Source organism: Mycolicibacterium frederiksbergense, from assembly GCF_012223425.1.
Classification (GTDB): domain Bacteria; phylum Actinomycetota; class Actinomycetes; order Mycobacteriales; family Mycobacteriaceae; genus Mycobacterium; species Mycobacterium frederiksbergense.
Map to the genome: position 1 here is coordinate 4,987,239 of NZ_CP038799.1, position 20,484 is coordinate 5,007,722.

Genomic DNA, 20,484 nt, shown 5'->3' on the forward strand with positions numbered 1-20,484 from the left:
CGACTATGCTCATGCGACGTGAATAGACGCGGAAAGATCGTCTGTACCCTCGGCCCGGCAACCTCCACCGATGAGTCGGTACGTGCCCTGGTCGAGGCGGGCATGGACGTCGCACGACTGAACTTCAGCCACGGCGATTACGCCGACCACGAGGAGTCCTACCGGCGTGTCCGGGCGGCCTCCGATTCCACCGGTCGGGCCGTCGGCATCCTCGCTGACCTGCAGGGACCCAAGATCCGGCTGGGGCGCTTCGCCGACGGCCCCACGGTGTGGAAGAACGGCGAGACCATCCGCATCACCGTCGAGGACTGCGCGGGCACCCACGACCGGGTGAGCACCACCTACAAGCGACTGGCCAAGGACGCCACGCCCGGCGACCGGGTCCTGGTCGACGACGGCAACGTCGGTCTCGTCGTCGAACACATCGACGGTGACGACGTGGTGTGCACCGTCACCGAGGGCGGCAAGGTCAGTAACAACAAGGGTATGTCGCTGCCCGGGATGAACGTCTCGGCGCCCGCGCTGTCGGAGAAGGACATCGAGGACCTGGAGTTCGCGCTGCGGCTCGGCGTCGACCTGGTCGCGCTCTCGTTCGTGCGCTCGCCCGCCGATGTCGAGCTGGTCCACGAGGTCATGGACCGGGTGGGTCGCCGGGTCCCGGTGATCGCCAAGATGGAAAAGCCCGAGGCGATCGAGAACCTCGAGGCGATCGTGCTGGCCTTCGACGCCATCATGGTGGCCCGTGGTGACCTGGGCGTCGAGCTGCCGCTCGAAGAGGTGCCGCTGGTGCAGAAGCGCGCCATCCAGATGGCGCGGGAGAACGCCAAGCCGGTGATCGTCGCCACCCAGATGCTGGAGTCGATGATCGAGAACTCGCGTCCCACCCGTGCGGAGGCCTCCGATGTGGCCAACGCGGTGCTCGACGGCGCCGACGCGGTGATGCTGTCCGGTGAGACATCGGTGGGCAAGTTCGCGCTCGAAGCGGTGCGGACCATGGGTCGCATCCTGTCGGCGGTCGAGGGGAACTCCACCGAGGCGCCGCCGCTGACCCACGTGCCGCGCACCAAGCGCGGCGTCATCTCCTATGCCGCCCGCGATATCGGCGAGCGGTTGGAGGCCAAGGCGCTGGTCGCGTTCACCCAGTCCGGTGACACCGTGCGCCGGTTGGCCCGGCTGCACACCCCGCTGCCGCTGCTGGCGTTCACCGCGCTCCCCGAGGTGCGCAGTCAGCTGGCGTTGACCTGGGGCACCGAGACGTTCATCGTGCCGCACATCGACACCACCGACGGCATGATCCGGCAGGTCGATCAGTCGTTGCTGGACCTGGGCCGCTACAAGCGCGGTGACCTGGTGGTCATCGTCGCAGGCGCGCCGCCTGGCACAGTAGGCTCGACCAACCTGATCCATGTGCACCGGATCGGCGAGGACGACCACTAAGAGACCGGAGCCAGACTTGTCGGCGGAGCATCTGCAGGAACTGCTGACGGTTCTCGATCTCACCCGGGTCGGCGAGGATGCGTTCACCGGCACGCATCCGAGCCGCAACCCGGTACGCACCTTCGGTGGCCAGATGATGGCGCAGGCCTTCGTGGCGGCGAGTCGCACGGTGCCCGACAACCTGCCGCCGAGCACGTTGTCGATGCATTTCATCGCCGGTGGTGACACCGAGAAAGACCTCGAGTTCGAGGTGGTTCGCCTGCGCGACGAACGGCGGTTCGCCAACCGCAGGGTGGACGTCACTCAGGACGGCGTGCTGCTGGGCACCGCGCTGGTCTCGCATCTTGCCGGTGGCCGTGGGCTTGAGCACAATATCGCCGCACCGCAGGTACCCGCCCCGGCCGCGCTGCCCACCATCGATGAACTGCTGGTGGGCTACGAGGAGACGGTGCCGCACTTCGTCAGTGCCCTGCGGCCCATCCAGTGGCGCTACACCAACGACCCGGCCTGGGTGATGCGCGACAAGGGCGCTCAGCTCGACCACAACCGGGTGTGGCTGACCGCCGACGGTCCGATGCCCGATGACCCGGTGCTGCATGCCGGCGCCCTGGTCTACTCCTCGGACACCACGGTGCTCGATTCGATCATCACCACGCACGGCCTGTCCTGGGGTTTCGACCGGATCTTCGCGGTGACCATGAACCACACGGTGTGGTTTCACCGACCGATCCGCTTCGACGAGTGGGTGCTGTACTCGACGTCGTCGCCGGTGGCTGCCGACTCGCGCGGACTGGGCGGCGGACACTTCTTCAATGAGCGCGGCGAGGCGCTGGCGACGGTGATGCAGGAAGGGATCGTCAAGTATTTCCCGGCGCGTTAGCCGCCGGAAAGACCGTAGTCCCGCTCGACCCGCTCGCGGAAGGTGTTCTCGCACTGTCCCTGTGCGGTGCGGTCGGTGCCGGCCTGCTCCATGCACCTGACGTAGTCGCCCATGCCGGCCTCGGTGAAGAAGCCGATCCAGATCGGGACGAAGGCCACCCCGACGATGACGGCCAGTGCGCCCAAACCGATCCCGGCGTTCGCGATCGGGCCGTTGTCGGCCTCGCCGCGCGCCGCCCGGCCACGCCCGGCGAATCCCAGCACCACCGCGATCGAGCCGCCGATGACAGCGCCGACGATGCTCCACGAGAACAGCAGCGCCAGCATGGCCAGCACCAGTGCCCAGGAACCCAGCTGGTTGCGGGGGCCGGTCGGCGGATGGCCGGGGTACGGCGGATGGTGCGCGGGATAGGGCGCGTGCGGCGCAGGGTACGGCCCTGGGGAGCTCATGGCGGTCCAGACTACCGGGCTGGGCCTTTCTCCGAGCCGAGCCGGATCGCCGGGCACTCCAGTGCGGCGGGCAGATGATGGGTGGCGACGACGACGGTCCGGTCGGCGGCCAGCAAGCCTCCTGGGGTGAGCAACTCGGTGATGAGGCGATCGCTGTCGGCGGCGTCGAGATGCTCGGTCGGCTCGTCGAGCAGCAGGATGGGGAAGTCGGAGATGAGCGCTCTGGCCAGCAGCAGGCGCCGGCGCTGCCCTGCCGAGACGGCGGCCGCTCCGCCGGTCAGCATGGTCGACAGCCCGTCGGGCAACCCGGCCAGCCACCCGCCCAGCCCGACATCGCCGAGCGCCGCGGTGAGCTGCCCGTCGGTGGCATCTCCGCGTCCCACCAACAGGTTGTCCCGCACCGTGGTGTCGAACAGGTGGGCATCCTCGGCGAATAATGCTGCGGTCAGCGGGCTCTCGGGATAGCCGGCGGCGATGGACATCAGCAGGGTGGTCTTCCCGCATCCGCTCGGCCCGAGCACGGCGAGCCGGTCACCGGGGGACAGGTTCACCCGGCCGATGTCGGGCCGGTGCCGGGTGGGCGACACCGGCGCGGTCAGGTCGGTGAGCATGCGTGCGGCGATCCGGGAGCGCACCAGCTGAGCGGCGGCGGCGGGCAACGCCGCGGTTGCCTCGAATGCCGACAGCGGCACCAGCATCAGGATGGCCAGGGACATCGGGCTGGTGTGTCCGGCGATCATGATCCCGACGATGACGGCGCCGAGCACCGAGATTCCGACCGCAGCCGTCGACACCGCACCCGCGGCCGCGGCGGGTGTCGCCGCGCGGTCCTGAGCACGCCCCAGTTCATGGTGCTCCCGGGCAGATTCGGCGATCACCTCATCGAGGCGACCCGCCACCCGCAGTTCGGCCGCATGCTCCAGCGCCTGCACGGTCGCGGTGTCGCGGGCGCTGTGGTGCCGGGCCGCCAGCGCTTCGGTGGCGACGGTGGCCCGTGCCGACAGCCACGGTGCGGCCACGCCGGCCAGTAGCAGACAGACCGCCAGGATCACCGCCGCCGCCGGTGAGATGACCGCGATGATGATGACCGCCGCGCCGGAGAGCACCGTGGCCACGGCCATCGGCAGGATGGCGCGCACCAGCACATCGGCGAGGTCGTCGACCGAGGCGCCGACCCTGGCCACCAGATCGCCGCTGTGCCAACGCATCGCGGTCTCGGGCGGTACGTCGATCAGCCTGCGGTACAGGCCGACACGGGTCATACCCGCGGCGCGTAACGCGGTGTCGTGGATGGCAAGTCGTTCGCAGTAACTGAACACCCCGCGGGAGATGCCGAGGGCCCGGACCGCCACGACGGCCACCGTCAGATCGAGCACCGGCGGCATCTGCCAGGCTCGGGTGATCAGCCAGGCCGCGACGGTGGCCAGCGCCAACGCGCTGCCGAGCGCGAGGGTGCCGAACAGCACCGCGAGCAACAGGCGGGCGGCGCGGGGCTGCAGGAGCAGCCACATCTCACGGAGAGACATGTGCACCGTCCAACCGCACGACATCGTCGCCGATGGCGAGTACCGGTCTGCGGTGGCCGACCACCACGACGGTCGCACCGGCCGCGGCCCGGGCCGAGATCGCCGACAGCACGCGTGCTTCCGCGTCATCGTCGAGGTGCGCGGTCGGCTCGTCGAGGAGCAGCACCGGCGCGTCGGACCCCAGCGCCCGCGCCAGCCCGAGGCGCTGGCGTTGCCCCAGGGACAGTCCGGTGCCGCCGCGCCCGATGACCTCGTCGAGGCCGTTGGGCAGGGTGGCCAGCACCTCGTCGAACGCCGCGGCCCGGCAGGCGGCGTCGATATCGGCCAACGGGCCGAACATCTCCAGATTGCTGCGTACGGTGCCCGGCAGCAGCGCCGGGCGCTGCGGGAGCCACGAGACCCGGTGCCACCACTGCGCCAGGTCGATATCGGCGATGTCGATGCCATTGATGAGAACCCGGCCCGAGGTGGGTTCGGTCAGCCCCAGCACGGCGGCCACCGCGGTGCTCTTCCCGGCGCCGTTGGGTCCGGTGAGCACGGTGACGCGGCCGGGCTCCATGGTGGTACTCAGGCCCTCGGGTGCCAGGCCGTCCCGCCCGGCGACCGACAGCCCCTGCACCCGGATCGTGATGGCCGCGGCAGCGGGCGCGATGGTTCCGTGCGCCGGCGGGGGTTGCGAGTCGAGCAGTGTCAGTGCGGCCTCGGCGGCGGCCTTGCCGTCCTGGGCGGCGTGGAACTGCACGCCGACCCTGCGCAACGGCCAGAACACCTCCGGGGCCAGTAGCAGCGCCGTCAGCGCCGCGACCAGCGTCATCTCCCCGAACACCAGCCGCAGGCCCACGTTGACCGCGACCAGGGCGACACCGAGGGTGGCGATCAGCTCGAGCACCGCCGCCGACAGGAAGGCGATACGCAGTGTTTCCATCGCCGACCGACGATGGGCGGCACTCAGTTCCGAGATGCGGTGCGCGGGACCGGACGCCCTGCCGAGCGACCGCAGGGTCGGTATCCCGGCGACGAGGTCGAGCAACCGGGACTGCAGGGTGGTCATGGCGGTCAGCGCGGCGGCAGACCGGTCGGCCGTCAGGCGTCCGATGAGCACCATGAACAACGGGATGAGCGGCAGGGCAACGGCCACCACGGCGGCGGCCTGCAGATCGGTGACGGCGAGCACCACGACGGTTGCGGGGGTGAGAATCCCGGCCGAGATGACCGCGGGCAGGTAGCCGGTGAAGTACGGCCGCAGCCCGTCCAGGCCACGGGTGACCACCACGGTGGCCTCGTCGCGGACCTCCTGCAGACGCTGCGGCGGCAGCGCGGTCACCGCGCGCAGCACCTTCGTGGACAACTCTGCGATCACCGCGGTGGCCGCTCGCTGGCTCAGTCCGGCCTGAAGGCGTTGTGCGACAACCCGCGCCGCCCACACCACGGCCAGCAGTGTCAGTTCGGTGGTCCAGTGCCCGAGCGTGCGGGTGCCGGGGTCGGTGATGACCCCCGCGACCACCCGGGCCAGCACACACGCGCCCGCGATGGTGGCCGCGCTGATCACCGCGCCGTACAGCACCGCCGCGGCGAGGTAGCGGCGCATTCCCGGGGTGGTGTCGAATCTCACGGTATCCGCGGGGACAACCCCGCGGGGTCCGGTATCCGTTCGGCCGAGATGCGTTGCCGGAACACCCAGTACGTCCAGCCCTGGTAGACGAGAACCAGCGGGGTGACCAGGACCGCGGCCCAGGTCATGATCTTCAGCGTGTAGTCCGAGGAGGACGCGTTGTCGATGTTAAGGCTCCAGGCCGGGTCGAGCGATGACGGGATGAGGTTCGGGTACAGGCAGCCGAAGATCAGTACCACCACGGCGATCACCACGGCGGCGGTGGAACTGAACGCCAGGCCGTCACCGCCGTCGGTGAACACCAGCATGACGACGCTCAGCTGACACACCACCGCGAACCCGAGCACCAGCCAGGTCCAGTGGGTGCCGTACGCCACCTGCGTCCACAGCCCGAAGACGAGCAGCGCCGCGGTCACCGGCAGCGCCAGTCGGCGCGAGTAGCGGCGGGCGTCGGTACGCACTGCGCCTTCGGTTTTCAGTGTCACGAACACCGCGCCGTGCAGCAGGAACAGTCCGCACGTCGACAGCCCGCCCAGGATTGTGTACGGGTTGAGCACATCGCCGAACCCCAGCGAGATCTGTTGCTCGGCGTCCACCGGCAGGCCGCGCAGCAACGCCGCGAAGGTCACGCCCCAGAGCACCGCGGGCACCCAGGATCCGACCGCGATGGCGATATCGGCCCGGCGGCGCCACGTCGGATCGTTGACCTTGCCGCGCCATTCGATGGCGCAGACCCGCACGATCATCGCCACCAGAATGGCCAGCAACGGGAAGTACAGGCCGGAGAACAGGGTGGCGTACATCGCCGGGAACGCGGCGAACATGGCGCCGCCGGCGGTGATCAGCCACACCTCGTTGCCGTCCCAGACCGGGCCGATGGTGTTGAGCACCGCGCGCCGCTGCTTCTCGGGGTCCCGGGATGCGGCGGCGGCGCTGCGGCCGAAAATGGCCATCAGCATCCCGACCCCGAAGTCGAACCCCTCCAACACCAGGAAGCCGACGAACAGCACTGCCAGCGTGACAAACCAGAAGATCTGAAGGTCCATGGTGCGCCTCCTAGTACGCGAACGAGAGCGGTGCGACCTCGTCCTCGCCGGGCGGGCTCGGTGGGATGGGTTCGGTGTCGTGCTCGAGCGGTCCTTCGACGACATAGCGCCGGATCAACCAGAACCAGATCACCGCCAGCACCGCGTAGATCGCGGTGAAGATGATCAGTGAGGTCAGCACCGTGCCCGCGGAATGATTCGATACACCTTGGGACACGGTGAGGCGCAGCACCGGATCGCCGGTCGGGTTGGGGGCGACCACCCACGGCTGGCGGCCCATCTCGGTGAACACCCAGCCGGCGCTGTTGGCCAGGAACGGAGTCGGCAGGGTCGCCAGCGCGAACACGGCGAACCAGCGCTGCCGGGGGATCCGGCCGCCGCGGGTGAGCCACAGGGCGGTCATCGCGAATAGCATTGGCACCGCGAGGAAGCCGATCATCGCCCGGAACGACCAGTAGGTGACGAACAGGTTGGGGCGGTAGTCGCCGGGGCCGAACTTCTGCTCGTATTCGGCCTGCAGGTCCTGTACGCCCTGCAACTCGACGCCGCTGAACTTGCCCTCGGCCAGGAACGGCAGCACGTAGGGCACCTCGATCAGGTGCGTGACGCTGTCGCAGTTGTTGTGCGTGCCGACGGTGAGGATGGAGAAATCGGGGTCGGTCTCGGTGTGGCACAACGATTCGGCCGAGGCCATCTTCATCGGCTGCTGCTGGAACATCAGCTTGCCCTGGACGTCGCCGGTGTAGGCCAGTGCGGCCGCGGAGACGAACGCGACCAGGCAACCCAGGATGGCGGCCGGACGGTGCATGGTCCTGGCGTCGGGATTGTCGGGGTCGCGCACCATCCACCACGCGCAGATACCCGCGACGAATGTTCCGGCCACCAGGAACGCACCGGCCACCGCATGTGGGAAGGCCGCCAGCGCAGTGTTGTTGGTGAACAATTCGACGATGCTGGTCAGTTCGGCGCGCCCGGTCTCCGGGTTGTACCGCGCACCGACCGGGTGCTGCATGAAGGAGTTCGCGGCGATGATGAAGAACGCCGAGGCGTTGACGGCGAGCGCGACGATCCAGATGCAGGCCAGGTGCACCAGCCGGGGGAGCCGGGTCCAGCCGAAGATCCACAGGCCCAGGAAGGTCGATTCGAAGAAGAACGCGACCAGGCCCTCCATGGCCAGCGGTGCGCCGAAGACGTCACCGACGAATCGCGAGTACTCGCTCCAGTTCATCCCGAACTGAAATTCCTGGACGATGCCGGTGGCCACGCCGAGCGCGAAGTTGATCAGGAAGAGCTTGCCGAAGAACCTGGTCAGCCGGTACCAGGCGGTGTTGTCGGTGATGACCCATAGCGTCTGGAACACCGCGATCAGCGGCGCCAGGCCGATCGTGAGCGGCACGAAGATGAAGTGGTAGACGGTGGTGATTCCGAACTGCCACCGTGCGACGTCGAGCGCTTCCATGTGCACCAACTTCTCGGCTGCGGGTCGAGCTCCATTGCTCGGCTACGACAGAGTGTAGTAGTTCCCCCATCCGCATGCAGGAATCGTGGCGCGGATTACTCAGCTGGTCGGTGCGGCCACCGCGGGCGCCGGTGGCTCGGTGGGCGGTGCCTCCGGCGCTGCGGGCGCGAGCTTCCTGGAGGCCGACCGGATGCCGAACGCCGTGACAACCTCCATGACGCCGATGATGATCAACGAGAATCCGGCGACCAAGGTCAGCGTTCCGAGCGATTCGAACGGCGCCGCCAGCACGATGATGCCGGCGATCAAGCTGATCACGCCGACGAAGATGTTCCACGCCCGACCCGGCAGCGTCGGGTCGCTGATCGCCGACATGGCCGTGGCCACGCCCCGGAAGACGAAGCCGACACCGACCCAGATGGCCAGCAGCAATACCGCATCGGTGATCCGAATCAATGCGAGCGCCCCGAGAACGACGGATGCGGCGCCGCTGATGAACAGCAGCACCCGGCCGCCGGTCGACACCTTGAGGCTGAACGCCAGCACGATCTGCGAGATGCCGGTCACCAGCAGGTAGGCGCCGAAGAAGATGGCGGCCACCAGAATGGTCTTGCCCGGCCACACGACCACGGCGATGCCGAGGGCAACGGCGAGCAGACCCGAGACCAGGGTCGCCTTCCACAGTTGCGGCAACAGGGTTGGGGCAGCAGCGGTTTGCATGGGGTGAGTGTCGCACAGGACGGGGTCCGCCGGTCCGTAATCTGAGCCGCTTCGAGATGCCGGGCAGGCCCGCGGCGGTGCGAAACCGCCCGCGACAGTAGCCATGTCCACCCTGGAGGTACTGATTCCGCAGGCCCGAAGGGTGCGCCGCAGTCACGGCAATTTGATGAGGACTGTCGCGTTCTCCTGCTTGGACGTTACGGCTCCACTACTGTTCCGTTACCGGCGCTGCGCGCCGGGCCATCGGTCGTTAACGTCCTTGGCTGGAGATGTCGACAGACGAGACTGCGACAACTCATACAAGAAAGTAGAGGGATACCGTGTTCTCTGGAATCCAGGACCGGACCAAGCTCTGGCGCATCGCGGCCGTGTTCGTCGCGACCGGTGCCCTGACGCTGTCCGGCTGTTCGAACTCGGAGCCGAGCGGTGGTGAAGAGTCGCCGACCGCGGCCGCGCCGGCCGACAAGGTGGAGGAAATCGCGAACACCGTCCCGGAAGCGATCAAGGCTTCGGGCAAACTGATCATCGGCGTGAACATCCCGTACGCGCCCAACGAGTTCAAGGACGAAACCGGCAAGATCGTCGGATTCGACGTCGACCTGATGAACGCGGTCGCCGGAACGCTCGGGCTGACCCCGGAGTACCGCGAGTCCGACTTCTCCAAGATCATCCCGTCCATCCAGGGCGGAACCTTCAACGTCGGCATGTCGTCGTTCACCGACAGCAAAGAGCGTGAGGAGCAGGTCGACTTCGTCACCTACTTCTCCGCAGGCACCCTGTGGGCCCAGCCGGCGGGCGGTGCCATCGACCCGGAGAACGCGTGCGGGAAGAAGGTCGCGGTGCAGGCGACCACCGTGCAGGAGACCGAGGAGCTTCCCGCCCGGAACGTGAAGTGCACCGAAGCGGGCCAGCCGCCCATCGAGATCATTCCGTTCGACAGCCAGGACGCGGCCACCAACGCCGTCGTGTTGGGGCAGGCGGACGCCATGTCGGCCGATTCGCCGGTGACGCTGTACGCGATCAAGCAGACCAACGGCAAGCTGGAGCAGGCCGGCGAGACCTTCGATTCCGCGCCGTACGGCTGGCCGGTGGAGAAGGAATCCCCGCTGGCGCAGTCCCTGCTGCAGGCACTCGAGCATCTGATCGAGTCCGGCAAGTACAAGGAGATCGCCGCGAACTGGGGTCTGGAAGAAGGCATGATCGACAAGCCGGTGATCAACGGCGCGGTTTCCTAGGGGAATTCGACACCTATGAGTGATGCCGGTTCGCCGCCACCGTCCGATCCGGTGGAATCCACCCCACCGCAAGCCATCGACGCAGTCCCGCTGCGCCATCCCTGGAGGTGGGTGGCGGCAACCGTCATCATCATCGTGGTCGGCCTCTTTCTCTATGGAGCGGCCACCAACCCGGCATACGGCTGGTCCACGTTCGCCGAGTATCTGTTCAACGAGCGGATTCTGCTCGGCGTGTTCAACACCCTGCAGCTGACCGTCTATTCGATGGTCATCGGTGTCGTGCTCGGCGTGATCCTCACGGTGATGCGGCTGTCGGCGAACCCGGTGCTCAGTTCCGTCGCATGGGTGTTCCTGTGGATCTTCCGCGGCACGCCGGTCTATGTGCAGCTGGTGTTCTGGGGGCTGATGCCGACGATCTATCAGAAGATCCAGTTGGGGGTGCCGTTCGGCCCGTCGTTCTTCGAGATCGACCTGCAGAGCCTGTCGTTCCCGTTCGCGCTGGCGGTCATCGGCCTGGCACTCAACGAAGCGGCCTATATGGCCGAGATCGTCCGCGCCGGCATCCTGTCGGTGCCCGAGGGGCAGCTGGAAGCATCCACGGCGTTGGGTATGTCCTGGGGGCTGGCGATGCGCCGTACCGTGCTGCCGCAGGCGATGCGGGTCATCATCCCGCCCACCGGCAATGAGCTGATCAGCCTGCTCAAGACCACGTCACTGGTGACTGCGGTGCCCTACGCATTGGACGTCTACGGCATCGCCACCCGCGAGATCGCCGCCCGCATCTTCGAACCGGTGCCACTGCTCTTGGTCGCCGCCACCTGGTACCTGGTCATCACCAGCGTGCTGATGGTCGGCCAGTTCTACCTGGAGCGTCACTTCTCCCGGGGCGTGTCGCGCAAGCTGACCACCAAGCAACTCGAGGCGCTGGCGAAGGCGCAGATGGATACCCTGCCGTGACGACACCGGAGAAGGCCGCTCAACCCATGGTGAAGGCCGAACTGGTCTGCAAGGACTTCGGGGCCCTCAAGGTGCTCAAGGGCATCACGCTGGAGGTGCAGAAGGGTCAGGTGCTGGTACTCGTCGGGCCCTCGGGCTCCGGCAAGTCGACGTTCCTGCGCTGTATCAATCACCTCGAAACCGTCAGCGCCGGTCGGCTCTACGTCGACGGCGCGCTCGTCGGCTACAACGAGCGCGGCGGCAAGCTGTACGAGATGAAGCCCCGTGAGGTCGCCAAGCAGCGTCGCGACGTGGGCATGGTGTTCCAGCATTTCAACCTTTTCCCGCACCGGACCGCGCTGGGCAATGTGGTCGAGGCGCCGACCCAGGTGAAACGCGTCAACAAGAAACAGATGATCGAGCGGGGGATGGATCTGCTCGATCAGGTCGGACTGGCGGACAAGGCCACCGCCTACCCGGCCCAGCTGTCCGGCGGGCAGCAGCAGCGGGTCGCGATCGCGCGCGCGCTGGCCATGAGTCCCAAGCTGATGCTGTTCGACGAGCCGACCTCCGCGCTGGATCCCGAACTGGTGGGCGAGGTGCTCGCGGTGATGCAGAAGCTCGCCTCCGAGGGCATGACGATGGTGGTGGTGACACACGAGATGGGCTTCGCGCGCGAGGTCGCCGACGAACTGGTGTTCATGGACGGCGGAGTGGTCGTCGAACGCGGGGACCCCGTCGACATCATGGGCAACCCGCAGCACGAGCGGACGAAAGCCTTTCTGTCCAAGGTCATGTAGGCCGTGTCCGCACACCCGCCGGTCGACCCGGCCGCCCCGCTGTGGCGGGCCGCGCAGGTGTTCCGGCTGCTCAGTTGGGGCTATGCGGTGTACTTCCAGGCGTCGAAGAACGCCGAGTTGGATCGTCCGGTGCTCGGCTGGGTGCTCGTCGGCGTCCTGACCGTGTGGACCCTCGCCTGCGGTGTGGCATACCTGCAGGGATTCGGCCGGCGCCGGGGATGGGTGCTCGCCGAGGCCGCGATGGTGGTCGCGCTGATGGCCAGCACCCTGCTCGTCGCGTCGGAACAGTGGGTGCTGGCCAACCAGTCCTGGCCGACGACGCTGTGGGCGACCAACGCGGTGGTGTCGGCGGCGATCCTGGCCGGCCCGGTGGCGGGGATGGGCATGGGGCTGGCGGTGATGGCCACCGCCGCCGCCCTCAAGGGCGCCATCGCGGTGGACCTGGTGCGCAGCCCGACGATCCTCATCGAGCTCAGCGTCGGACTGGCCATCGGGATGGCCGCGAACACCGCGCGGCGTGCCCACGCGGAGGTGGAAAGAGCGGCGCGGCTGAGCGCGGCGCTGGCCGAGCGCGAACGGCTGTCCCGGCACGTGCACGACGGGGTGATGCAGGTGCTGGCGATGGTGGCCCGGCGTGGTCGTGAGATAGGCGGGGAGACAGCGCAATTGGCAGAGGCGGCCGGCGAGCAGGAACGCGCGTTGCGTCGTCTGCTCAGCGCGGTGGACGTCGAACCGGATATGGCGGCCGCCGCCGACGGTGATCTGGGGTTGTTGTTGCGCAGGCATGCCACCGATCGGGTATCGGTGAGTGTTCCCGCGGCCGCGGTCTACCTGGATCCGGTGGTGGCCGCCGAAATCGAGGCCGCGACGATCAATGCGCTGACCAATGTCGAGCGCCATGCCGGTCCCGGGGCCCGGGCCTACGTGCTGTTGGAGGATCTCGGTGACGAGGTGGTGGTCAGCATTCGTGACGACGGGCCGGGGATACCCGCGGGCAGACTCGAGGCCGCGATCGGTGAGGGACGGGTGGGCGTGAGCAAATCCATCCAGGGTCGGCTCGCGGCGCTGGGCGGGCGCGCGGAACTGACCGCTCCGGCCGGTGGGGGCACCGAATGGGAATTCACGGTGCCGCGATGAGCGACCCGGCGACCACGGTGATGGTGGTCGATGACCATCCCATCTGGCGAGACGCGGTGGCACGCGATCTCGCCGAGGCCGGTTTCGAGGTGGTGGCCACCGCCGATGGCGTCGGGTCGGCTCGCCGACGGGCCGAGGTCGTGCAACCGGGCGTGGTGGTGATGGACATGCAGTTGGCCGACGGTACCGGCGCGCAGGCGACCGTCGAGGTGCTGGCGGTGTCCCCGTCCTCGCGGATCCTGGTGCTCTCGGCGTCGGATGAGCGTGCCGACGTGCTCGAGGCGGTGAAGGCCGGCGCCACCGGGTACCTGGTCAAGAGCGCCTCCAAAACTGAACTGGGCGAGGCGGTCCGGTCCACCGCGGCCGGTCGGGCCGTGTTCACCCCTGGCCTGGCCGGGCTGGTGCTGGGGGAGTACCGGCGCATCGCCCAGCAGCCCGGCACGGTCCGGGCCGGAACTCCGGTGCCGAGTCTGACCGAGCGGGAGACCGAGATCCTGCGCCATGTGGCGAAGGGCCTGACCGCCAAACAGATCGCCGAGCGGCTGTCGTTGAGCCACCGCACGGTGGAGAACCACGTACAGGCCACCTTCCGCAAGCTCCAGGTCGCCAACCGGGTCGAGGCGACCCGCTACGCCATCGAACACGGACTCGACCGAGACACCGATACCTAGAGCACGGGCCCCGCGTGCCGGCCGAGTAGTCCTACTCATCCGTTCGGTGCCCGTCATGGGCGACGATGACAGGCATGACCGAACCACAGCAGGTGCTCGCGCGGCTGTCCGCCGACTTCGCGACGATGTCACAGCAGTTGACCCGCGCCTCGGCCGAACTGACGCAGCTGGCCGCCACACTGGGCGGCGCCGCCCCGGCGCCCGCTCAGCCCGCGGCGCAGCCGCTGCCGTGGACCTACGCGCAGTATCAGCAGTACTACGCCCAATACCCACAAGCCCAGTACCCACAAGCCCAGTACCCACAGGCCCAGTACCCACAGTACGCCCACTATCAGCACGCGCCGGCCGCCCAGCCGGTGGCCGCCGGGATTCCGGAGTCGGCGGTGCCGCCGGCGACCGCGGCTCCCTCCGATTCCGAGGCGCCGCAACAGCCCTCGCAGAACTGGATCGGCAAGGCGTTGGCCGCCGCCGGGGTGGCGGTGACTCTGATCGGCGTCGTGCTGCTGGTGGTGCTCGCCGCTCAGGCCGGTCTGCTGGCCCCGCCCGTGCGGGTGGCCGCCGGTGCGGTGCTGGCCGGGGGCCTGATCGCGGGCGCACTCTGGCTGTCCGCGCGCCCGGATGGCCGGGTCGGGGCGATCGCGTTGGCGGCCACCGGTATCGCTACCGGCTATATCGACGTCATCGCCGTCACCACCATCTACCTGTGGTTGCCTGCGGCGGCCGGACTGGTGATCTCGGCGGTGATCGCCGGCGGCGGGCTCACGCTGGCCCGCCGATGGGATTCCGAACACCTCGCCCTGCTCGTGCTGGTACCGCTGACCGTGCTGGCCCCGGTGGTCGTCGGCGACATCACGCTGCTGCTCATCGGTTTCATGCTCGCGCTCTCGGCGGCGACCCTGCCGGTGCAACTGGGCCGGGACTGGAGCTGGATGTTCGCCGCCCGTACGGCGGCGGGCAGCGGCTCGGTGCTGCTCGGTCTGATCGGCGCCGGCTTCGGATCGAGCCAGCACCCGTGGCTGGCCGGGGCCGCCGCCATCGCGGCGCTGCTGGCCATCGGTTCGGCACTGATACTGCTGCCGCACAGCGCACACCGGACCGGTCTGGCGCTGCTCGCCGCGGCAGGCGCGCTGCCCGTGCTCGGGGTGTCCGCGGCGGTCGATCGGGTGCCCGCCGCGCTCATCATCGCGGCGGTGGCGGCCGCCGTGCTCGCGGTCGTGCTGCTGGGCGCAAGCGTGCCCGGCGTGACATCGGCTGTGCGGCAGGTGTGGTCGGCGCTCTCGGCGGTCGCCGCACTGGTGGCCGTCACCGTTGCCTTCGACGGTGAGGTGGCCGGGCCGGTGCTGCTGGCGCTGGCCGTCGTGGTCGCCGTCGCCGGACGGCACAGTGTTCCCGCGCAGTGCGCGGCTCTGGGCTTCGGCGCCATCGGCGGGCTCTACTTTCTGGCGCTGGCGGCACCGCAGACACTGACCACCGCCACGGTCATGGCCACCACCGAGGCGGTCTCGGTGCTCGTGTCCAGCGTGCTGCTGACGCTGTACGCGTTGGCCCAGACCTGGTCTCTGAGCCGGCGTCGGGACGCCGATACCGGGCGTGTGCTGATGGCGGTCGCGGCGGTGGTCATCGCCTATGCGGTGACCGTCTTCACGGTGACCGCCGGCGTGCTGATCGGTGGCACGGGCGGCGGGTTCCTGGCCGGGCACATGACCGCCACGATCTGCTGGATCGTGTTGGCGGCCGGTCTGTTCGGATATGCCGCGCGGCTGCATCGGGCGGATCGCTCGGTGCCGATCGGCGGCGGTATGGCGCTAGTGGCCGCCGCCGTGGCCAAATTGTTCCTCTTCGACCTCGGCACGCTGGACGGCATCTTCCGGGTGGCGGTGTTCATCGTCGTCGGGTTGGTGCTGCTGGGTATGGGCGCCGGCTATGCCAGGCTGCTCACGCAGCAGGATCAGCAGCGACAAGAACCCTGATTCTGGAATGATTCCAGAAAATGGGTGGTTGGACTGATCATGACTACGTCAATCACAGCAGGCAAGCGCCGTACCGATACCGATGTCCAGGGCTTCCAGGCCTCGCCGGAGTTGCATGCGAGTCTGCAGCAGGTCCTGGTCGACATGATCGAACTGCACCTGCAGGGCAAGCAGGCGCATTGGAACGTCGTCGGGACCAACTTCCGCGATCTGCATCTGCAACTCGACGAAGTGGTCGATTTCGCCCGGGAGGGTAGCGACACCATCGCCGAGCGGATTCGTGCCCTACGCGCCACGCCAGACGGCCGCACCGACACCGTGGCCGCCGATACGACGCTGCCCCAGTTCCCGCCGTACGAGCACAGCACCGCCGAGGTGGTGGATCTGATCTCCACCCGGATCTACGCGACCGTCGACACCCTGCGCGGGGTACACGACGCGGTGGATGCCGAGGATCCCACCACCGCCGACATCCTGCATCAACTGATCGACGGGCTGGAGAAGCTGGGCTGGCTGATCAGTTCGGAGAACCGCAAGGTGTGATGCCGGCGGTGAGCGTGGCCGGCTTACGGCCGACGAGATACCAGGTGTGTATGGGCCCCTTGCCCTTCACGTCGACATCGCCGCGTTCCTCGAACAGATAACTGCCGTGGATGCGGTCGTAGACGTCCTGGGGCACCTGAATGCGGCCCTCCACGTCCGTGCTCTCCATCCGGGAGGCCACATTGACCGCATCACCCCACACGTCGTAGAAGAACTTGCGTGAGCCGACCACGCCGGCCACCACGGGTCCGGCCGCGATGCCGATCCGCAGCGGCACCTCACGACCCTGCTGATCGCGCAGCCCGGCGACCGCATGGGCCATGTCGAGCGCCAGGCAGGCCAAGGACTCCAGGTGATCGGTTCGGGGATTGGGCACGCCGCTGACCACCATGTAGGAATCGCCGCTGGTCTTGATCTTCTCCAGCCCGTGCCGGTCGACCAGCCGGTCGAAGTCGGTGTAGAGCTGATTGAGGAACAACACCAGGTCGGCGGGGTCGGTGTCACTGGCGCGTTTGGTGTAGCCGGCGATATCGGCGAACAGGATCGAGGCGTCGTCGTACCCGTCGGCGATGATCGAGTCGTCACGATCCTTGAGCCTGGTGGCAATGCTCTCGGGCAGGATGTTGGCGAGCAGCGCCTCGGACTTGGCAAATTCCTGCTTCAGCGCACTTTCGGCATGGTCGATCCGGCGCATCGCCGACCCCACCACGATGATCATCATCAGGCTTGCTGCGGCCACCGTGACGCCGAAGCTGATCCGCATGGCGGACTCCGAATACACCCCGGTATTGCGGGGACGAGCCATTCGAGCGCCACCGCCAGCGCGGCCCCGGACGCGGCCAGCACCGACGCGATGATCATGTGGTCGCTGCCTATCACGAGGATGATCAGGGCCGCGCCCACGAAGAAGTAGAACTGCAGACCGCTGTCGGTGCCGAGCTGGCTGCAGACATAGACGGTGAAGAGGTACGCGGCGACGACGAACGCCGTCGCGGCGACCAGCGGGCCGAATCGGTAGAGCAGCGGAGTGGCCATGAAAACCGCTGCGCTGGCGAGATTTATCACCCCGATATGCGGTACTTCCGGTATCAGGATCATCTCCGCAATGCCGTAGATAGCCACGATTCCGGCCGCAATCCGGGTGCTGATGATCAGCGTTGCCCGTCGCCTACTGGCCGCATCCGAGTAGTCCCGACGCCCTTCCGGAAGGTCGGGCAGGCACCCGCGGGGCCCCGTGACAGCCACCAACGGAGCGTACCTCCGGAGGCCGGGGCCGAAGGGCTCGATTTGGTGGATCTGCGCGCGCGACGGGCAGCGCTTGTCCAAAAATTGACGGATGTGTCATGTCCACCGTTCGGTGGACAGGGCGACATATTAGCTAACGATTGCGTCAATATTCGCTAACCACACCTCCGGCGTGTCGTGATCTTGAACCGCCGGCGCGAAATCCGTGCTCCCGTCAGCAAACTGCTGTGACTCAGGTCACAGACCGGTCTCGGTTGGATCCCGATCTTGTTCCGGCATTTCTTTGCCAGTTCCGCATTGAACCGTCTCAATTCGAATTGTGCAGTCCATGACACGAGTTTGCTAAAAATGGCTAATAGCGCGTAACAAAATGGGCCCAAACAGTACTTTTGAGTAAGTTTCGCAATTTGCTATCGCATGGGTTAATTTCAAGCAGAGTGCGAGGTCAATGTCCGAACCTGCGCCGTTAGAGGGGAAGTCGCCATGTGGGATCAGATGCGGAAGCCCATCCGCCGAGTTGCCATCAGAGGAATGATTGCTTTGGTAGCTGCATCTCTTTTCGCGGCTACCGCGACCCAACAGGTCTTGCCACTGACCAAGCAGCGGTCATACAACGTGATGCAGGTCGCGCAGATCGACGAGGCTCCGTCCACGATCGGCATCGCCGATTCCGAGCTGTACCTCTCGGCATCTCTGGAGGAGATAAACGCCAGGTTGGACCTCATGCAGTCACTCGGGGTGACCAACGTCCGGATCATGGTGCCGTGGGCCGGCGTGCAGCCCTTGCACCCGGACACCCCGTTCGGCCTCGGCGCACCCCGGTGGGACCAGCTCGACAAGGTGGTCAATGCCGCCGCCGCGCGGGGGATGGGCATCCTCGGAGTGCTCAACTCGACCCCTATGTGGGCGACAGGCAGCACCCCGATCAACGGCCAGCCGACCGACTTCGACCGGTTCGCCGCCTTCGCGAAGTCCGTCGCGCTGCGCTACGGCGACAAGATCTCGGCCTACGAGGTATGGAACGAACCCAACTCCATCCAGTTCTGGAACACCCTCGACCCGGCCGCCTACGCGGAGATGCTGAAGAAGACCTACACCGCGCTCAAGCAGGCCGCGGCCCAGATCGGCACGGACATCACCGTCATCGGTGGCGTCATCGGTGCTGGTAAGACCTGGCCCGGATTGACCATGAACCCCGTGGACTTTGTCCGTGGGATGTACGAAGCCGGTGCCCACGGCTACTTCGACGCGCTGTCCTTCCACCCCTACAACTTCGAATGGAAGTTCTCAGTCGGGGACAGCCTGCCGTGGAAAGAGGGCATGCCGCTCTACCAGCTGAACCAGATCCGCGAAATGATGGACTCCTTCCTCGAGGAAGGCCAGGAGCAGATCAAGATCTGGATCACGGAGTACGGCCTGCCGACCAACAAGGTGTCCGACGCCACGCAAGCCGCCTTCGTCCGCGACCTCATCGAGTTCTGGCAGACCATGCAGGGTGCCGGTCCGATCTTCCTGTACACCATCAAGGATTGGCTGAACCCGCCGGCCGACAATGATGAGGCCAACCTCGGCATCTTCCGACCGGACGGCACCATGAAGCCTGTCGGGCAGGTCATCCAGGAGCTGATCGCCTTCCTGACCAAGCCACCGACCGACCCCGGCACCGACCCAGGCACGGGCCCCGGCCCGGGTCCGGGAGCGGAAGCGCCCCCTGCGAACCCATTCGCTGTCTTCCTTCAGGCGATCTCGCAGGCCATCGCCGGAATGTTCAACGTGGTGCCGAACCTTTTCACCGCCATTGGCGCGATCTTCTCCAACCTGCTCGGTGGGCTCTTCGGTATGAGTCCCTCTTCGGCGCGGACCACGGCGCTGAGCGCTAGGACCGCGAGCGCCGGGGTGGACGGGCTGCAGGAGCCCGTCGAGAGTGCCGAAGGCGTCGAGGAAGTCGTGGCCGAACCCGGCCAGGTTGTCGAAACCGGTTCTGAGGCAGTGCAATCCGTGCAGTCGGTGCAGCAGGTTCAGCAGGCCACCGGCGGGGAAGCGGTCACCGAGGAGCTGCCTGTCGCCGAGGTGCCGGTCACCGAGGAGTTGCCCGTCGTCGAGGTGCCGGTCACCGAGGAGGTCACCGAGGAGGCCCCGGTCGTGGAGGTGACCGACTCCGAGGAGACGGTGACCGCACCGGCCGAGGAGTCCACGGAATCCACCGAGACGGTGAACGAGACGGTCACCGAAGAGTCCGAGGCGACCGAGAAGCCGTTGGCCGGCAACCAGGAGGCCGCGGTCGCGGAGAGCACGGACACCGTGGGCCCAGAGGTCCGGAAGGTCGCGGTGCCCAACCTGAAGGCGCGCCAGACGCTGAGCACGCGGACACCGCGGGGACCGCGTGTCGCAGCGCGGGCCACCAGCGACAGCGGCCAGGGCGGGTCCGCGCCCACCCGCCAGCGCGCCGCGGCCGGATCACCCTCGGGTGGTGACCGCTAAGACTCGGGAGGGGGCGAGAGGATCTGCCGCTGTGGGAACTCGGACATTCCCACGGCGGCAGATCCGCGTCTGCGGTCGTACACCCGTACTGCTCGCGTCTCCTCGCACGATTCACCGATTTCACCGTGCGCTACGTACGATTTCGTCGGGTCGGATCGACTCGGCATCACCATGTTCGGTCGCTGTGGTGCCTCCGGGGCGAATGCTGCGCGGTCTGGCCGCGCGTGGAGTAGCGTCAGCCCTCCCTGGGGTTTTGGAGGTCGGGAATGAGTTCCTTGCCGACGAAAGCTGTTGGGGAGCCGGTGTCGAGCAGCCCCTAGGCGCCCTTCTCATAGGA

17 protein-coding genes and 1 pseudogene are annotated in these 20,484 nt (G+C 67.5%); 10 read left to right on the forward strand and 8 right to left on the reverse strand.

Translation table 11 applies throughout. From position 1 onward, the window contains the following. The first annotated feature begins 18 nt into the window (after positions 1 to 18). Together pyk and EXE63_RS27125 are read left to right on the forward strand one after the other, a co-directional pair. The gene (gene pyk / locus EXE63_RS27120) at positions 19 to 1,437 is read left to right on the forward strand and encodes a pyruvate kinase (protein ID WP_168144498.1); all 1,419 of its coding nucleotides are present in this window, start codon (positions 19 to 21) and stop codon (positions 1,435 to 1,437) included. A 16-nt stretch (positions 1,438 to 1,453) separates the two neighbouring features. Continuing rightward, complete coding sequence (locus EXE63_RS27125) at positions 1,454 to 2,317, forward strand: acyl-CoA thioesterase (protein WP_234904287.1); 864 nt, start codon at positions 1,454 to 1,456, stop codon at positions 2,315 to 2,317. Here EXE63_RS27125 and EXE63_RS27130 read toward each other — a convergent pair. The 6 genes from EXE63_RS27130 to EXE63_RS27155 form a co-directional block, all read right to left on the reverse strand. After that, a complete protein-coding gene (locus tag EXE63_RS27130) occupies positions 2,314 to 2,766 on the reverse strand; it encodes a DUF4190 domain-containing protein (RefSeq protein WP_168144500.1) in 453 nt (150 codons plus the stop codon). The genes EXE63_RS27125 and EXE63_RS27130 overlap by 4 nt on opposite strands. 11 nt (positions 2,767 to 2,777) lie before the next feature. After that, positions 2,778 to 4,292, reverse strand: coding sequence for an ATP-binding cassette domain-containing protein (locus tag EXE63_RS27135; RefSeq protein ID WP_234904288.1), 1,515 nt, complete (start codon positions 4,290 to 4,292; stop codon positions 2,778 to 2,780). Beyond that, positions 4,279 to 5,880, reverse strand: a complete 1,602-nt coding sequence (cydD, locus tag EXE63_RS27140) for a thiol reductant ABC exporter subunit CydD (RefSeq protein ID WP_168145800.1) — start codon at positions 5,878 to 5,880, stop codon at positions 4,279 to 4,281. Before cydD ends, EXE63_RS27135 begins: the two co-directional genes overlap by 14 nt. A 20-nt stretch (positions 5,881 to 5,900) precedes the next feature. Continuing rightward, positions 5,901 to 6,950 (reverse strand): cytochrome d ubiquinol oxidase subunit II, encoded by a 1,050-nt coding sequence (gene cydB, locus EXE63_RS27145; protein ID WP_168144501.1) that lies wholly within the window; start codon positions 6,948 to 6,950, stop codon positions 5,901 to 5,903. Positions 6,951 to 6,960: 10 nt separating this feature from the next. After that, a complete protein-coding gene (locus EXE63_RS27150) occupies positions 6,961 to 8,409 on the reverse strand; it encodes a cytochrome ubiquinol oxidase subunit I (RefSeq protein WP_168144502.1) in 1,449 nt (482 codons plus the stop codon). A 99-nt stretch (positions 8,410 to 8,508) separates the two neighbouring features. Continuing rightward, positions 8,509 to 9,129, reverse strand: a complete 621-nt coding sequence (locus EXE63_RS27155) for an HdeD family acid-resistance protein (RefSeq protein ID WP_210000044.1) — start codon at positions 9,127 to 9,129, stop codon at positions 8,509 to 8,511. Positions 9,130 to 9,449: 320 nt separating this feature from the next. On the opposite strand from EXE63_RS27155, the gene EXE63_RS27160 reads away from it, so the two are divergent. The 7 genes from EXE63_RS27160 (at position 9,450) to EXE63_RS27190 (ending at position 16,421) form a co-directional block, all read left to right on the forward strand. After that, positions 9,450 to 10,364 (forward strand): ABC transporter substrate-binding protein, encoded by a 915-nt coding sequence (locus EXE63_RS27160; protein ID WP_168144503.1) that lies wholly within the window; start codon positions 9,450 to 9,452, stop codon positions 10,362 to 10,364. Positions 10,365 to 10,379: 15 nt separating this feature from the next. Then, positions 10,380 to 11,321 carry an amino acid ABC transporter permease gene (locus EXE63_RS27165; protein WP_168144504.1) on the forward strand — a complete coding sequence of 314 codons (942 nt, stop codon included), beginning with the start codon at positions 10,380 to 10,382 and terminating at the stop codon, positions 11,319 to 11,321. A gap of 26 nt (positions 11,322 to 11,347) precedes the next feature. Beyond that, the gene (locus tag EXE63_RS27170; RefSeq protein WP_168145803.1) at positions 11,348 to 12,100 is read left to right on the forward strand and encodes an amino acid ABC transporter ATP-binding protein; all 753 of its coding nucleotides are present in this window, start codon (positions 11,348 to 11,350) and stop codon (positions 12,098 to 12,100) included. 3 nt (positions 12,101 to 12,103) lie between these two features. After that, positions 12,104 to 13,237: a MacS family sensor histidine kinase gene (macS, locus tag EXE63_RS27175; RefSeq protein ID WP_234904289.1), complete on the forward strand. Its 1,134-nt coding sequence runs from the start codon at positions 12,104 to 12,106 to the stop codon at positions 13,235 to 13,237. Beyond that, a complete protein-coding gene (locus tag EXE63_RS27180; protein WP_168144505.1) occupies positions 13,234 to 13,908 on the forward strand; it encodes a LuxR C-terminal-related transcriptional regulator in 675 nt (224 codons plus the stop codon). Before macS ends, EXE63_RS27180 begins: the two co-directional genes overlap by 4 nt. Positions 13,909 to 13,982: 74 nt before the next feature. Continuing rightward, the gene (locus EXE63_RS27185; RefSeq protein WP_168144506.1) at positions 13,983 to 15,878 is read left to right on the forward strand and encodes a DUF2339 domain-containing protein; all 1,896 of its coding nucleotides are present in this window, start codon (positions 13,983 to 13,985) and stop codon (positions 15,876 to 15,878) included. 39 nt (positions 15,879 to 15,917) lie between these two features. Beyond that, positions 15,918 to 16,421 (forward strand): Dps family protein, encoded by a 504-nt coding sequence (locus tag EXE63_RS27190; protein WP_168144507.1) that lies wholly within the window; start codon positions 15,918 to 15,920, stop codon positions 16,419 to 16,421. Here the strand turns inward: EXE63_RS27190 and EXE63_RS27195 are convergent. Further along, positions 16,396 to 17,142: an adenylate/guanylate cyclase domain-containing protein gene (locus EXE63_RS27195; RefSeq protein ID WP_366515349.1), complete on the reverse strand. Its 747-nt coding sequence runs from the start codon at positions 17,140 to 17,142 to the stop codon at positions 16,396 to 16,398. The two genes, EXE63_RS27190 and EXE63_RS27195, sit on opposite strands and share 26 nt — an antisense overlap. Further along, positions 17,131 to 17,666: pseudogene (locus EXE63_RS33525) on the reverse strand (adenylate/guanylate cyclase domain-containing protein); the annotation flags it as partial. The pseudogene EXE63_RS33525 and the gene EXE63_RS27195, both read right to left, overlap by 12 nt. A 585-nt stretch (positions 17,667 to 18,251) precedes the next feature. Here EXE63_RS33525 and EXE63_RS27200 point away from each other — a divergent pair. Beyond that, entirely contained in the window at positions 18,252 to 20,147 is a 1,896-nt protein-coding gene (locus tag EXE63_RS27200) for a cellulase family glycosylhydrolase (RefSeq protein WP_168144508.1), read from the forward strand. The last annotated feature ends 337 nt before the right edge of the window (positions 20,148 to 20,484 follow it).